This window comes from Mesorhizobium hawassense (assembly GCF_003289945.1).
GTDB classification, from domain to species: domain Bacteria; phylum Pseudomonadota; class Alphaproteobacteria; order Rhizobiales; family Rhizobiaceae; genus Mesorhizobium; species Mesorhizobium hawassense.
In genome coordinates, this window is the sequence record NZ_QMBP01000020.1 from 14,373 (window position 1) to 28,069 (window position 13,697).

At 65.0% G+C, this 13,697-nt stretch carries 15 protein-coding genes; 9 read left to right on the plus strand and 6 right to left on the minus strand.

Annotated elements, in window-relative coordinates; genetic code table 11:
- Position 1: 1 nt before the first annotated feature.
- On the minus strand, positions 2-925 hold the full coding sequence (gene hemC, locus DPM33_RS29425) for a hydroxymethylbilane synthase (RefSeq protein WP_112100899.1): 924 nt from the start codon (positions 923-925) through the stop codon (positions 2-4).
- Positions 926-1,137: 212 nt separating this feature from the next.
- Here hemC and tsaD point away from each other — a divergent pair, with 212 nt between their 5' ends.
- The 6 genes from tsaD (at position 1,138) to DPM33_RS29455 (ending at position 5,227) form a co-directional block, all read left to right on the plus strand.
- Positions 1,138-2,223: a tRNA (adenosine(37)-N6)-threonylcarbamoyltransferase complex transferase subunit TsaD gene (gene tsaD, locus DPM33_RS29430; RefSeq protein WP_208648467.1), complete on the plus strand. Its 1,086-nt coding sequence runs from the start codon at positions 1,138-1,140 to the stop codon at positions 2,221-2,223.
- Complete coding sequence (locus tag DPM33_RS29435; protein WP_112100901.1) at positions 2,220-3,239, plus strand: NAD(P)H-dependent glycerol-3-phosphate dehydrogenase; 1,020 nt, start codon at positions 2,220-2,222, stop codon at positions 3,237-3,239. The genes tsaD and DPM33_RS29435 overlap by 4 nt, the downstream gene beginning before the upstream one ends.
- A gap of 20 nt (positions 3,240-3,259) precedes the next feature.
- Entirely contained in the window at positions 3,260-3,556 is a 297-nt protein-coding gene (locus tag DPM33_RS29440) for a YciI-like protein (protein ID WP_112100902.1), read from the plus strand.
- Positions 3,557-3,672: 116 nt separating this feature from the next.
- Entirely contained in the window at positions 3,673-4,098 is a 426-nt protein-coding gene (locus DPM33_RS29445) for an EVE domain-containing protein (RefSeq protein ID WP_112100903.1), read from the plus strand.
- Positions 4,095-4,751: a class I SAM-dependent methyltransferase gene (locus DPM33_RS29450; RefSeq protein ID WP_112100904.1), complete on the plus strand. Its 657-nt coding sequence runs from the start codon at positions 4,095-4,097 to the stop codon at positions 4,749-4,751. The genes DPM33_RS29445 and DPM33_RS29450 overlap by 4 nt, the downstream gene beginning before the upstream one ends.
- Positions 4,752-4,801: 50 nt before the next feature.
- Complete coding sequence (locus DPM33_RS29455; protein ID WP_112100905.1) at positions 4,802-5,227, plus strand: DUF1761 domain-containing protein; 426 nt, start codon at positions 4,802-4,804, stop codon at positions 5,225-5,227.
- Positions 5,228-5,461: 234 nt separating this feature from the next.
- On the opposite strand, the gene gcvA is transcribed toward DPM33_RS29455, so the two are convergent.
- Positions 5,462-6,382 carry a transcriptional regulator GcvA gene (gene gcvA / locus DPM33_RS29460; protein WP_112100906.1) on the minus strand — a complete coding sequence of 307 codons (921 nt, stop codon included), beginning with the start codon at positions 6,380-6,382 and terminating at the stop codon, positions 5,462-5,464.
- 130 nt (positions 6,383-6,512) lie between these two features.
- Here gcvA and DPM33_RS29465 point away from each other — a divergent pair, with 130 nt between their 5' ends.
- Entirely contained in the window at positions 6,513-6,767 is a 255-nt protein-coding gene (locus tag DPM33_RS29465; RefSeq protein WP_112100907.1) for a hypothetical protein, read from the plus strand.
- 60 nt (positions 6,768-6,827) lie between these two features.
- Here DPM33_RS29465 and DPM33_RS29470 read toward each other — a convergent pair whose 3' ends face one another.
- Positions 6,828-7,364 carry a L,D-transpeptidase family protein gene (locus DPM33_RS29470; RefSeq protein ID WP_245442475.1) on the minus strand — a complete coding sequence of 179 codons (537 nt, stop codon included), beginning with the start codon at positions 7,362-7,364 and terminating at the stop codon, positions 6,828-6,830.
- Positions 7,365-7,511: 147 nt separating this feature from the next.
- On the opposite strand from DPM33_RS29470, the gene DPM33_RS29475 reads away from it, so the two are divergent.
- Both DPM33_RS29475 and DPM33_RS29480 read left to right on the plus strand, forming a co-directional pair.
- Positions 7,512-8,195 carry a response regulator transcription factor gene (locus DPM33_RS29475; RefSeq protein WP_112100909.1) on the plus strand — a complete coding sequence of 228 codons (684 nt, stop codon included), beginning with the start codon at positions 7,512-7,514 and terminating at the stop codon, positions 8,193-8,195.
- Positions 8,196-8,447: 252 nt separating this feature from the next.
- Positions 8,448-8,903, plus strand: a complete 456-nt coding sequence (locus DPM33_RS29480; RefSeq protein ID WP_112100910.1) for a cyclic nucleotide-binding domain-containing protein — start codon at positions 8,448-8,450, stop codon at positions 8,901-8,903.
- Here the strand turns inward: DPM33_RS29480 and xth are convergent.
- The 3 genes from xth to DPM33_RS29495 form a co-directional block, all read right to left on the minus strand.
- On the minus strand, positions 8,900-9,706 hold the full coding sequence (gene xth, locus DPM33_RS29485; protein WP_112100911.1) for an exodeoxyribonuclease III: 807 nt from the start codon (positions 9,704-9,706) through the stop codon (positions 8,900-8,902). The genes DPM33_RS29480 and xth overlap by 4 nt on opposite strands.
- A 219-nt stretch (positions 9,707-9,925) precedes the next feature.
- Entirely contained in the window at positions 9,926-10,594 is a 669-nt protein-coding gene (locus tag DPM33_RS29490) for an outer-membrane lipoprotein carrier protein LolA (protein ID WP_112100912.1), read from the minus strand.
- A 289-nt stretch (positions 10,595-10,883) separates the two neighbouring features.
- Positions 10,884-13,547 carry a DNA translocase FtsK gene (locus tag DPM33_RS29495; RefSeq protein ID WP_112100913.1) on the minus strand — a complete coding sequence of 888 codons (2,664 nt, stop codon included), beginning with the start codon at positions 13,545-13,547 and terminating at the stop codon, positions 10,884-10,886.
- Positions 13,548-13,697 lie beyond the last annotated feature (150 nt).

Genomic DNA, 13,697 nt, shown 5'->3' on the forward strand with positions numbered 1-13,697 from the left:
GTCAGGCCCAGCCGTCGAAGAATTTCGCCCCGGCCCTGGCGCGCACCGTCCGCGCGGCGTCCATGCCTATTTCCGTCGCGTCCGCGGCCTCGCCCTCCAGCCTTACCTCATGCGATTCCGTGCCGTCGGGCGAGATGATCAGCCCGGCAAAGGACAGTTTCTCGCCCGCCACCGTCGCATGGCCGGCGATCGGCGTGCGGCACGAGCCGTCGAGCGCGGCGAGGAAGGCGCGTTCGCAGGCCAAGGCCTGGCCGGTCGGCACGTGGTGGATCGCCGCCAGCATTTTCTCGACGGCGCGGTCGCCGATGCGGCTTTCGATGCCGATCGCACCTTGCCCCGGCGCCGGCGGGAAGTCCTCCAGCGGCATCAGGTCTGTGACGACATGTTCGAGCCCGAGCCGTTTCAGCCCGGCATAGGCAAGGATGGTGCCTTCGGCGACGCCTTCGTCCAGCTTGCGCAGCCTGGTCTGCACATTGCCGCGAAAGATCACCACGTCGAGGTCCGGCCGCGTCCGGCGGATCAGCGCCTGGCGGCGCAGCGACGACGACCCGACCGTCGCGCCCTGCGGCAGGTCGGCGATCCGCTTCGCCCGCTTGCCGATGAAAGCGTCGCGCGCGTCCTCGCGCGGCAGGAAGGTGCAGAGCTCCAACCCGTCGGGCAGCACCGTCGGCATGTCCTTGGACGAATGCACGGCGATGTCGATGCGGCGGTCGAGCAGCGCCTCCTCGATCTCCTTGGTGAACAGGCCCTTGCCGCCGGCCTCCGACAGCGGCCGGTCCTGGATGCGGTCGCCGCTGGTCGAGATCGGCACTACGTCGAATGCCTGCTCGGGCAGGCCATGCGCCTGCATCAGCCGCGCCCGGGTCTCATGTGCCTGAGCCAGCGCCAGCGGGCTGCCGCGTGTTCCGATTTTCAAAGTTTGCATGGCGCGCCGTCCGTGATAACCCCCGTCCTTGGCCGAGGTCTGTCGAGATGCAGGTCAGGCCGAGCCGAAAGTGGTGGCTTCCGAGAACCGCAGCGGAGCGTACTTAAAGTACGTGAGCACCGGAAGCGCAGAAAGCCGCCACTTGCAGGCCGGCATCACCTGAATATCGACAGACCTCCGGTGATACAATCTTCGAGGACAGCGACGAATTGATCCGCGTTCTGGGCATTGAGACGAGTTGCGATGAGACGGCGGCCAGCGTGGTCGCGCTGGACGGCGCTTCGGCGCCCGAAATCCTGTCCAACATCGTGCTGAGCCAGATCGGGGAGCATGCCGCTTTCGGCGGCGTCGTGCCCGAGATTGCGGCGCGCGCGCATGTCGAGGCGCTGGACGGCATCGTCGAGGCCGCACTTGCCGATTCGGCCGTGACGCTTGACGAGGTCGACGCCATCGCGGCGACGGCTGGCCCCGGCCTTGTCGGCGGGCTGATCGTCGGCCTGATGACGGCCAAGGCGATCGCCGCCGCCGCCAACAAGCCGCTGATCGCCATCAATCACCTGGAAGGCCACGCGCTGACGGCGCGGCTGACCGATGGCCTCGACTTCCCCTATCTTCTGCTGCTCGTCTCCGGCGGCCACACCCAGATCGTCGCGGTGCGCGGCGTCGGCGACTACCAGCGCTGGGCGACCACCATCGACGATGCGCTCGGCGAAGCCTTCGACAAGACCGCCAAGATGCTCGGCCTGCCCTATCCCGGTGGCCCGAATGTCGAGAAGGCCGCTGCCGGCGGCGATGCGAGCCGCTTTGCCTTCCCGCGCCCGATGAAAGGCTCGGCGCAGCCGGATTTCTCCTTCTCCGGCCTGAAGACGGCGGTGCGCCAGGCCGCAACGGCGATCGCGCCGCTGAGCGACCAGGACGTCGCCGACATCTGCGCCTCCTTCCAGGCGGCGGTGGCCAACGCGCTGGGCGACCGCGTGGCGCGCGCGCTTGCCCGCTTCCGCCAGGAATTTCCCAACCAGGCAAAGCCGGCCCTGGTCGTTGCCGGCGGCGTTGCCGCCAACCGCACGATCAAGGCGACGCTTGAAGCGCTCTGTTCGCAAGCCGGCTTCGCTTTCGTCGCGCCGCCGCAAAAGCTCTGCACCGACAACGCCGCGATGATCGCCTGGGCCGGCATCGAGCGGCTGCGCGCCGGCATCGCCGACGAAAACACCGCCGACTTCGTGCCGCGTTCGCGTTGGCCGCTCGACAGCGTTTCGGCGCCTTTGGTCGGCTCGGGCCGGCGCGGTGCCAAGGCATGAGCGCGAAGAGGGTGAGCGGCAAGAGATCGGGCAGCGGCTGGCGCGTTGCGGTGCTGGGCGGCGGCGCCTGGGGCACGGCGCTGGCACTGGCCATGCTGCGCGCCGGCCATGAAGTCCGGCTTTTCGCGCGCGACGCTGAAACCGTCGCCGCCGTCGCCCGCGGCGAGAACCCGCGCTATCTGCCCGGCATCAGGATCGCGCCCGGCATCGCGGCCACAAGCGACATCGCTGCGGCGCTCGACGGCGCCGATTGCGTATTGGCCGTGACGCCGGCGCAGTCGCTGCGCGCGGTTCTCGCCGCTGCGCACAACCATGTGCCTCGGGAAGCGCCGCTGGTGCTTTGCGCCAAGGGCATCGAGCGCGACACCGGCGCGCTGCTGTCCTCGATCGTCGAGGAGAAGCTGCCGGGCAATCCGGTCGCAGCCCTTTCCGGTCCGAGCTTCGCCACGGATGTCGCGCGCGGCCTGCCGACGGCCGTCGTGGTTGCCGCGCGCGAAGCGGAACTGGCCGCCGAGCTGGCCGCCCGCTTTTCGGCCGAAAATCTGCGCTGCTATTCCAGCGACGATCTGATCGGCGTCGAGATCGGCGGCGCGCTGAAGAACGTCTTTGCCATCGCCGCCGGCGCGGTCACCGGCGCCGGGTTGGGGGCCAGCGCCCAGGCCGCCATGGTAACGCGCGGCTTCGTCGAATTGCGTCGCATCGGTGCCGCCTTCGGCGCGCGGCCGGAAACGCTGATGGGGCTATCCGGCCTCGGCGATCTGCTGCTCACCTGCTCCTCGCCGCAGTCGCGCAATTTCGCCTATGGCCTGGCGCTCGGCCAGGGCAAGCCGCTTGCCGGCCTGCCGCTGGCAGAAGGCGTGCCGACGGCCGGCATTGCCGCCCGCATCGCCGCCGAGCGCCAGATCGAGGCGCCGATCATTTCCGCAGTCGCCGCCATCCTCGACGGCAAGGTGACCATCGACCAGGCCGTGACCGCGCTGATGACGCGGCCGCTCAAGACCGAAACCGACATCTGAACCATCGGAGTTTTTGGACCATGCTGTTTGCGTTGATTTGCAAGGACAAGCCCGGCAGCCTGCAGCTGCGCGTCGACACAAGGCCGGCGCATGCGGCATTCCTGGAAGGCCTGATCGCCGAAGGGAAACTTGCCTTCGCTGGCCCCTTCCTCGACGCCGACGGCAAGCCCGACGGCAGCCTGGTGATGATCGAAGCTCCGGACATGGCTGGCGCGCAAGCCCTGGCGGCCGCCGACCCCTATGCCAAGGCCGGCCTGTTCGAAAGCGTCCAGATCCGTCCGTGGAACTGGGTGTTCCAGAAGCCCGCCGGCGCATGATCGTTCGCGGCGCGGCGGCTCTGCGCCCTCTCGCCGCAGCGACGCAGACAAGCTAAGGGTAGCGGTGATGGAACCGCCACGCGTGGCGTACCGGCAATGGCAACGGGACAATCGATATGAACTACTGGCTGTTCAAGTCCGAACCCTCGGTCTTTTCCTTCGAGGCGCTGAAGGCCAAGGGCAAGGCCGGTACGCAGTGGGACGGCGTGCGCAACTACGCCGCCCGCAACAACATGAAGGCGATGCGGATCGGCGATCTCGGCTTCTTCTACCACTCCAATGAATGGCTCGACATCGTCGGCATCGCCGAGGTCTGCGCGCTGGCGCATCCCGACAGCACGACGGATGACCCTCGCTGGGAATGCGTCGACATCCGCGCCTTCAAGGACGTGCCGAAGCCGGTGACGCTGGAACAGGTCAAGGCCAATCCGAAATTGGCCGACATGGCGCTGGTCCGGCTCGGCCGGCTTTCCGTGCAGCCGGTGACGCCGGCCGAATGGAAAGAGGTCTGCCGCATGGCCGAGCTCACCCCGGCGCCGTGACGAAGCTGACGCCGAAAAGCGCGAAAAAGTTCATCCTCGACAACTCGGCACTGATGGCGCCGCCACATGTGCCGGAAGTGCTTCTGCACCTTGCCGACGAGGCGCATGACCTTTGGCTGCGCACCGAGGAGGAGCTGGCCGAGATCGGCCTGCCGCCGCCTTACTGGGCCTTTGCCTGGGCCGGCGGCCAGGGCCTCGCACGCTACGTGCTCGACCACCCAAGGAGCGTACGGGGGAAACGCGTGCTCGACTTCGCCTCAGGTTCAGGCCTGGTCGCGATCGCCGCGATGAAGGCAGGCGCTGCAAGCGTGATCGCCGCCGACATCGACCCGTTTTGCGAGACGGCCATCGCGCTCAACCTCGAAGCCAATGCCGTCGAAGCGCAATTCCTCGGCACGGATTGTGTCGGCTCCGACGATGGCTGGGACGTCGTGCTGGCCGGCGATGTCTTCTACGACAAGGCCTTCGCCCACAGCCTGCTGCCCTGGTTCGCACGCCTGCGGGCGCGCGGCGCCGATATCCTCGTCGGCGATCCCGGCCGCGCCTACCTTCCCAGGAACGGGCTGCAGTCGCTTGCCGTCTATGAGGTCCCGGTGACGCGGGTGCTGGAAGACGCCGAGGTCAAGCGCACGACGGTCTGGCGCCTTGCTTGACGCGACGGGCGAACAAGCGTTCCATCGCATTTCGATTTGGAGGGGAAAGCATGGATTTTTCGGTCGTGAACTGGCTGGCGGTGATCGTCGCCGCAGTCATCGCATGGTTGTTCGGCGCCGTCTGGTACATGGGTTTGAGCAAGCCCTGGTTGAACGCGGCCAGGCTCGACCCGGCGACCATGAAGCGCTCGGCCCTTCCGTTCATCGTCAGCTTCATCGCCGAGCTGGTCATGGCGCTTGTCCTGACACTGGTGGTGGGAGCAATCACCGGCGGCGAACCGAACCCGATCGCGGGCCTGCTGTTCGGCTTCGTGCTTTGGCTCGGCTTCATCGCCACCACGTTGACGGCCAACCACCGTTATCAAGGCTTCGGCTGGACCCTGACGGCGATCGATGCCGGCCACTGGCTGGGCGTGATGCTGATCATCGGCGCGGTGATCGGCTGGTTCGGCGCGCCGGCCGCTCCGGCAGGATGAGGCGAGTTGAGATTCAGGTCAGGCCGAGTCGGAGTCGAAGACGGGCGCGAAGCGACCAAACTGGGCGGATTCCGAGAACCGGCCTACGCCGGCCGTAGCCTTCATAGAGCGGAAACACTTATGAGGGCTTCGGCCGGCGAAGGCCGGAGCGGAGCGTACTTAAAGTACGTGAGCACCGGAAGCGCAGGGATTCGGCATTTGCAGGCCGGCATCACCTGAATATCAATTCGCCTCTCACGTAGGCGTCTTCGCCGCCTCTTCGGTCAGCCAATCGCGGAAGGCGACGACGCGCGCGTCGTCTTTCGCGGCCTCTGGATAGACCAGGAAATAGGCGAAATCCGGCGCGACCTTGATGCCGAGCTCGAAGGGCTGCACCAGGCGGCCCTGCGAAAGATCGTTGGCCACCATGGCAAAGTCGGCGAGCGCGACGGCATTGCCGTCGAGCGCCGCCTGGGCGGCATCGGTCGAGGATCCGAAGACCAGCGTTCGGCTGTCGTCGAAATCGTCGACGCCGGCCGCCTGCATCCACATGCTCCAGTTCGGCCAGGTGACGCCTTGCCGCGACCAGTCGATATGGGCAAGCGTGTGGTTGAACAGGTCGCGTGGTTCTCTCAGCGGCGGACCTGACGCCAGCAGCGCCGGACTGCACACCGGGATGATGATGTTTTCGAACAGCCGGTGCGCGACGAGCCCCGGATATCTGCCGGTGCCGAAACGGATGCCGATATCGACATCGTCGCGCTCGAAATCCCTGACGTCGTAGGTGATGTCGAAGCGCAGCTCGATACCGGGTTTCTGCTGGCGGAAATCGTCGACGCGCCGCATCAGCCACTTTGTCGCGAACTGCGCGTCGAGCGTCACTTTCAAGAGCGAGGTGCCGCGCGTCATCTTGCGGGCGCGGCTGACGGCGCGGTTGAGCAGGTCGAGCGCGTCGATCGACGCGTCGTGCAGCACGCCGCCCGCTTCGGTCAGCCGGATGGTGCGGCTGGTGCGCGTGAACAGCACCAGATCGAGCTGATCCTCGATTTCCTTGATCTGGTGGCTGACCGCCGCCGGCGTCAGGCCGAGCTCGTCGGCGGCGCGGGTGAAATTCAAGTGCCTGGCGGCTGCTTCGAAGGTCCGCAGCGCCCGCGTTCCCGGCAGCAGCTTGGACATGCGATCTCCAAATAAAACTTGATGATAAGAAAAGAACTACTCGTTTCCTGTTTGCTTTTCAATCCGGCATGATGGCCTCATCGAAACACCATCAAACCGGATTTGATATCCGGAGAACACGGATAAAGCCATGACCGAGATCGTTTTGAAGTCTCACGCGACCCTGAAATCCCCCCTCCCGAACTGGCTGCGGGCAGCGTTCGACTGGCTGCGTCAGGCACGGGTCGCCGCCCGGCTGCCCATCGAATCTGTCGAGGATCTTTCCGACGATCTGCTGCGCGACATCGGCGCCGAGCGCCGCGACGTTGCGAAGGCGGTGGACCGGGAACTTCGCGAAATCGGCCTGCTGGGTACTGGCTGGCAGAGGCCGACGGTCAGGCATTAGGCAGTAGGAATTGGGCAGTAGGGAGAGAGTGCCTACTGCCTACTGCCTACTGCCTACTGCCTACCTCACCACCCTCACCACCGTCCGATCCGACAATAGTGGAAGCAGCCTTGCCATGGTACGCGCCGCCACCGCCACACACCCTTGCGTCGGCGTGAAGCCCGGCCGTGCCAGATGAAAGAAGATCGCGCTGCCGCGCCCGCGCAGGCGCGGCCCGATGTTCCAGTCGAGAACCAGGCAGACATCGTAGAGCCGGTCGTCGCGCTTCATCCGCTCATGGCTCGCGCCATAGGGGATCTTCACCGGGCGATTGTAGTTGCGATCGTCCGGCACCTCGCACCAGCCGAGATCCGGGCCGATCGGCGCCATCGGCAGCCTTGTCCTGCGCGCGCCCGCGAAATGATCGTCGCGGAAATAGCCCGACAGGATACGCATCGACGCCAAGGGCGTCGCGCCATCCCCCTCATGCTTGTTGGCCGAGATGCCGCTGCGCCCCAAGGCGCAGGAAAACACCGTTTTGCCGGCTTGAAGAAACCCCTGCGCGGGGTTGCCGGGGCGAGCGCGCACGACCAAAACGGCCAAGCCTTTCGGCAAAATTGCGCCCGCCTCATTGCGCGCGCTTTTTTTCTTGTATGATTGTCTCACGGAACAAATCACTGTGATCGGCTGTTGCGCCGGTGAGCTTCCGCATAAATGGGGGGAGGTCAACTGAATATTCTTTTTAAAACAACGGATTGATATCCCATGACATCACGCACCATTCTGATCGTTGATGATGACGACGACCTGCGGGCCACTTTGGTCGAGCAGTTGGCGCTTTACGAGGAATTCGACGTTCAGCAGGAAGCAACCGCCGCGAAGGGCGTTGCCGCGGCGCGCGGCGGCGTCGTCGACCTGCTCATCATGGATGTCGGCCTGCCCGACATGGACGGCCGCGAGGCGGTGAAGATCCTGCGCAAGGGCGGTTACAAGGCGCCGATCATCATGCTGACCGGCCACGACACCGATTCCGACACCATTCTCGGCCTCGAGGCCGGCGCCAACGACTATGTGACCAAGCCCTTCCGCTTCGCCGTGCTTTTGGCGCGCATCCGTGCCCAGCTGCGCCAGCACGAGCAGAGCGAGGACGCGACCTTCTCGGTTGGTCCCTACACGTTCAAGCCCAGCCAGAAGCTGCTGCTCGATCCGCGCGGCGCCAAGGTGCGGCTGACCGAGAAGGAAGCCTCGATCATCAAGTACCTCTACCGCGCCGACCAGAAAGTGGTGACGCGCGACGTGCTGCTGGAAGAGGTATGGGGCTACAATTCCGGCGTCACCACGCACACGCTGGAGACCCATGTCTACCGGTTGCGCCAGAAGATCGAGCGCGATCCTTCCAATGCCGAAATTCTTGTGACAGAAAGCGGCGGCTACAAGCTGGTTCCTTAAAGATTTCATGATCTAGAGCAATTCCAAAGGTGTGAAGCGGTTATCCGACCGGAATTGCGTCAAAACAAACAGATGTTGCGGTCGGGGCGGGATCGCTTCGGGTACGATCCTGGTGCTGGAGGGTGATGGATCGGCTCGATGGACGCGTCATATGATGCGTGGACTGGAAATATAGGAGCGTTTGTCGCGCGCCCTGAAGGGCACGCCGCTCCAAAGGAGGGACTGGACTGACCGCTCGGGGACACAGCTAGGATGGCGTTGGATGACGACATCCGCATCCTGTCCAGCGTGAAGCTTTTCCAGGGCTTCACGCAGGAACAGCTGCGCCTGCTTGCCTTCGGCGCGGAAAACACCTTCCTGCAGGCGGACCGCAAGCTCTATCTCGAGGATGACGACGCCGACTCCGCTTATATCGTCGTCAAAGGCCGCATCGCGCTCTATCGCGAGCAGGGCGGCGAGCGCATCCCGATCGGCACGGCCGGCCCCGGCGCGATGCTGAGCGAGCTGGCCCTGATCGCCGACACGCGGCGGCTGACCAGCGCTTCCGCGGCAATCGATTCGGAAGTCATCCGGCTGAGCCGCAAGATGTTTCACCGCATCCTCGAGGAGTACCCGGAACTCGCGGTGCAGCTGCACGAACGCATCCTGGAGGAATTCCAGCAGATGATCGCCCGCATCGAGGCGTTAGGGCCGCGGTTTACGGGCTAATCCAAATCAAACTTCGCCATCACCGGCACATGATCGGATGGCTTTTGCCAGCCGCGCGCCGCCTGCAGGATCTCGTAGCCGGTGAAATCCGGCAGCAGATTGGCGGACGACCAGACATGGTCGAGGCGGCGGCCGCGATTGGAGGCTTCCCAGTCCTTCGCGCGATAGCTCCACCAAGTGTAGAGCTTCTGCTCGGCCGGCACGTTGAGCCGCATCAGGTCGACCCAGCCGCCCGCTTTGCGCATCGCCTCGAAGTTTGTCGTCTCGACCGGCGTGTGGCTGACGACGTTGAGCAATTGCTTGTGCGACCAGACGTCATGCTCCTGCGGCGCGATGTTCAGGTCGCCGACCAGGATCGATGCCGATGATTCGTCCGCGCTCGCCGGCACGCCGTTCATCTCCTGGACGAAATCGAGCTTGTGCCTGAATTTGCGGTTGATCTCCGGATCCGGCTCGTCGCCGCCGGCCGGCACGTAGAAATTATGCACCAGCACCGACTTGCCGCCCGCCTGGACCCTGACCGACAGATGCCGGCTGTCGTCGATCTCGCAGAACCGCCGCTTCTCCACCAGCTCGATCGGCCGGCGGGCGACGGTGGCGACGCCGTGATAGCCCTTCTGGCCATGGAACAGGATGTGCTCGTAGCCCGCCTTGCGGAAAGCCTTTTCCGGAAACAGCTCGTCCGGCACCTTGGTTTCCTGCAGGCACAGCACGTCGGGCGCGTGTTCTTTCAGCAGCCGCTCGACGATCGGCATGCGCAGGCGCACGGAGTTGATGTTCCAGGTAGCGACGGTGAAGGGCATGCGGCGAGGTCCAGGACGGCTAAGGTCGCCGAACTAGTGCCAGCCGCACACTAGAAAGACAAGCCGGCGAGCCTGCCGTCTCTTGTGCCCGCAACGGCCCCGATTCAGGTCAGGCCGAGTCGAAAATGGTGGGCTCCGAGAACCGGAGCGGAGCGTACTTAAGTACGTGAGCACCGGAAGCGCAGGAGACCGCCATTTGCAGGCCGGCCTCACCTGAATCTACCGGGTCTTGGTATTCAGCTCTCTGTTCGCCGTATAGTCGATGGCGAACGTATCCGCCGGGAAGCTGACGCCTTCCTTGGTGTTGAAGATCATCACCGTCGTGTCTTTCCCCTGAGCGTCGGTGATCGTCCACTGGCGCAGATCATAGGTCTTCGGATCGAACATCATCGTGATCATCGCATTCCCGAAGACCGACTTGTCGGAAAGCTTGATGGTGGTGAGGTCGTCCTCTTCCTTGACGGCCTTGACGCGCCCGCCGGAGAGATCGATCCGGTCGTCGAGCAGCAGTTTCAGCGGCGTCTTCGACAGCGGGTAGAGGTCGGAGGTGTTGAGCTTCTTGTTCAGGATCACCACCGACTTGCCGTCGGAGATGACGCGGAAGTTCGACGAGCCGTCATAGTTGAAACGGATCTTGCCTGGGCGTTCGAGGAAGAACTTGCCACCGGTCTGCTCGCCTTTCGGGCCGAACTGGACGAATTCGCCGCTCATCGACTTCACCGAGGAGAAGTGGTCGGCAATCTTCTGCGCCGCCGGCGGCACCGCCGCCTGCGCGGCGGCCACGAGCTGGTATCCGGGCACGAGGTTGAGAGCGGCAACGCCGCCAAGCATCAAGCCGAAACCAAGCACCTGGCGGCGGGTGAGGGCGAATTCGGTCGGGGTTTTCATGCCGGTCACATCCTGTGATTCGTGTGGTCGCAGTGTCTGGGCTCCCACTAGGGCCTAAGTTTGGCGGCTGCGCGATAGCCCGTCGCATTGAACGCGCCACGCGATTTCCGGTTGCCTGCTGACCCGAGTTGGCGTCTCACCGGGCCAGGGGTTTGTCGAGATTCAGGTCAGGCCGAGTCGAAAATGGTGGTTTCCGAGAACCGGAGCGGAGCGTACTTTTCGTACGTGAGCACCGGAAGCGCAGGAAGCCGCCATTTGCAGACCGCCCTCACCTGAATGTCGATAAACCCTAAAACTTGTCCTCTTCGGTCGGCACCAGTATCTCGCGCTTGCCGGCGTGGTTGGCCGGGCCGACAATGCCTTCCTTCTCCATTTTCTCGATGATCGAGGCGGCGCGGTTGTAGCCGATGCCGAGCCGGCGCTGGATGTAGCTGGTCGACGCTTTGCCGTCGCGCAGCACGACCGCGACCGCCTGGTCGTAGGGATCGTCGGAATCCTCGAAATTGCCGCCGCCGGAGCCGCCTTTCGCCGACGGGCCGTCCTCGTCCTCTTCCTCGTCGTCCTCGGTGATGGCGTCGAGATATTCCGGCACGCCCTGCAGTTTCAGATGCCCAACGACCTTCTCGACCTCGTCGTCCGAGACGAACGGGCCGTGCACACGCTGGATGCGGCCGCCGCCGGCCATATAGAGCATGTCGCCCATGCCGAGCAGCTGCTCGGCGCCCTGCTCTCCCAGGATAGTGCGGCTGTCGATCTTCGACGTCACCTGGAAGGAGATGCGGGTCGGGAAATTGGCCTTGATGGTGCCGGTGATGACGTCGACAGACGGGCGTTGCGTGGCCATGATGACATGGATGCCGGCGGCGCGCGCCATCTGCGCCAGGCGCTGCACCGCGCCTTCGATATCCTTGCCGGCCACCATCATCAGATCGGCCATCTCGTCGATGATGACGACGATATAGGGCATCGGTTCGAGATCGAGATCCTCGGTCTCGTAGATCGCCTCGCCGGTCTGGCGGTCGAAGCCCGTCTGCACCGTGCGCGAGATCTTCTCGCCCTTCTTCTCAGCCTGCTGAACGCGTGCGTTGAAGCCGTCGATGTTGCGCACGCCGACCTTGGACATCTTGCGATAGCGGTCTTCCATCTCCCGCACGGTCCATTTCAGCGCCACCACCGCCTTCTTCGGATCGGTGACGACCGGCGTCAAAAGATGCGGGATGCCGTCATAGACGGAGAGTTCGAGCATCTTCGGGTCGATCATGATCAGCCGGCATTCCTGCGGCGTCAGCCGATAGAGCAGCGACAGGATCATGGTGTTGATGGCCACCGACTTGCCCGAGCCGGTTGTGCCGGCGACCAGCACGTGCGGCATCTTGGCGATGTCGACGATGACGGCTTCGCCGTTGATGCTTTTGCCAAGCGCCAGCGCCAGCTTCATCTTGGTCGTCTCGAAGTCGCGGCTGGCCATGATCTCGCGCAGATAGACCGTCTCGCGCTTGGCATTCGGCAGTTCGATGCCGATGGCGTTGCGGCCCGGCACCACGGCGACGCGGCAGGCGATCGCGCTCATCGAACGGGCGATGTCGTCGGAAAGGCCGATGACGCGCGAGGATTTGATGCCGGGCGCCGGCTCCAGTTCGTAGAGGGTGACGACCGGACCGGGTCGGACATGGATGATCTCGCCCTTGACGCCGAAATCTTCCAGCACGCCTTCGAGTAGGCGCGCATTCTGCTCCAGCGCGTCCTTCGAAAGGCTCGCATCCTTGGCGATGTTCTTCGGCTCGGAGAGGAAATGCAGCGACGGCATTTCGAACGTGTCCGACCCGATCAGCGACGTCTGCGCCTCGCGCTGGACACGTGAGCCGGGCACCGGACGCGCCGCCGGCGCCGCGACGCGGGTTGCGGCGTCGGAGCGGAAATTCTGCACCCTGGCGCCGGCGCCGCGACGCTGCACGGGCGCCTCGTCGTCGAAGTCGTCGAGGTCGACGTCTTCGTCCTCTTCGTCGAAGATGTCCTCGTCGACCGGGTCGACCGAAGCGCTGCGGTCGTTGACCATCGCGGCGAAGAATTCCGGCTCGACGCGGGCGCGGCCGCCCGGGCTCATGCGGGCTTCTGCGAACTCGGCCGATTCGACCCGCTCGGCGGCGCGCCGCCAGGCACTCGCCTTCGGCTCCATCGGCGGCTCAAACTCGTCGCGCTCCTGCCTGCGGCGCGCGGCACGGCGATGCATCCAGGCGCGGAACGACAGCCACCAATGGGTGATGGCGCCGAGCGCGAGTATCCCCTCGTCGCCCTCGTCCTCATCCTCGTCGAACAGCATCTCGTCCTGCTCGCGCGGATCGGGCGCGGCGGTGCGCTCCATGACGGCAAAGCCGTTCTTGCGAGCAATCAGCGCCGAGCCGTAGGCAAACAGCCACAGAGTGGGAGCGGCAAGGATGAGTGCGATGATGCTGGCGAAGAGCCCTTTCGGGTAGCCGCCGACGGCGATGCCGGGGATCTTCAGCACCATGTCGCCGAAGACGCCGCCGAGGCCGGTGGGCAGCGGCCAGGTGTTGGGCGGCGTCACGCAGCCGGCGATGGCCGCGGCAAGCAAGGCGAAGCCGAACCAGGCGAAGCCGCGCTTCGGCAGTTTGTCGACGCCGCGCGCGGAAAACAGAAGGAAACCCCAGATCACCGCCGGCACCAGACCCGCGACGGCGGCAAGGCCGAAGAACTGCATGGCTAGATCGGAGAACACCGCGCCGGCATAGCCCATGGCGTTGGTGACGACGTTGCTGGTGGCATGCGAGAAGCTCGGGTCGGCGACGTTCCATGTGGCCAAAGCCGCAATGCCGAAGGCGGTGAACAGGAACAGGCCGGCGCCGACCAGCCGCCCGACCTGGCGCCGTGCGAATGCCTGGATGCCGTGCCCCGTATCGGTCAGCGCGAGCGGTGCTGAAGCGCCTGAACGCATGCCTCTTCCCCGTGATCGTTGCCTGGCCGGGCGCATGGCGCACCTCGGCAGATTCGAACGCCAGACTATCGGGGGGAAGGTTAAGGCCGCATTAACCATGGCCTTTTACCGGCATGGCGTAGAGACAAGGGGTGGTAGGCCTCGCGGCCC

What these genes read in the sequence shown, in the direction of transcription:
- hemC (WP_112100899.1), bottom strand. Translation starts at nt 925, where the DNA reads ATGCAAACTTTGAAAATCGGAACACGCGGCAGCCCGCTGGCGCTGGCT.
- DPM33_RS29435 (WP_112100901.1), top strand. Translation starts at nt 2,220, where the DNA reads ATGAGCGCGAAGAGGGTGAGCGGCAAGAGATCGGGCAGCGGCTGGCGC.
- DPM33_RS29440 (WP_112100902.1), top strand. Translation starts at nt 3,260, where the DNA reads ATGCTGTTTGCGTTGATTTGCAAGGACAAGCCCGGCAGCCTGCAGCTG.
- DPM33_RS29445 (WP_112100903.1), top strand. Translation starts at nt 3,673, where the DNA reads ATGAACTACTGGCTGTTCAAGTCCGAACCCTCGGTCTTTTCCTTCGAG.
- DPM33_RS29455 (WP_112100905.1), top strand. Translation starts at nt 4,802, where the DNA reads ATGGATTTTTCGGTCGTGAACTGGCTGGCGGTGATCGTCGCCGCAGTC.
- gcvA (WP_112100906.1), bottom strand. Translation starts at nt 6,382, where the DNA reads ATGTCCAAGCTGCTGCCGGGAACGCGGGCGCTGCGGACCTTCGAAGCA.
- DPM33_RS29465 (WP_112100907.1), top strand. Translation starts at nt 6,513, where the DNA reads ATGACCGAGATCGTTTTGAAGTCTCACGCGACCCTGAAATCCCCCCTC.
- DPM33_RS29475 (WP_112100909.1), top strand. Translation starts at nt 7,512, where the DNA reads ATGACATCACGCACCATTCTGATCGTTGATGATGACGACGACCTGCGG.
- DPM33_RS29480 (WP_112100910.1), top strand. Translation starts at nt 8,448, where the DNA reads ATGGCGTTGGATGACGACATCCGCATCCTGTCCAGCGTGAAGCTTTTC.
- xth (WP_112100911.1), bottom strand. Translation starts at nt 9,706, where the DNA reads ATGCCCTTCACCGTCGCTACCTGGAACATCAACTCCGTGCGCCTGCGC.
- DPM33_RS29490 (WP_112100912.1), bottom strand. Translation starts at nt 10,594, where the DNA reads ATGAAAACCCCGACCGAATTCGCCCTCACCCGCCGCCAGGTGCTTGGT.
- DPM33_RS29495 (WP_112100913.1), bottom strand. Translation starts at nt 13,547, where the DNA reads ATGCGTTCAGGCGCTTCAGCACCGCTCGCGCTGACCGATACGGGGCAC.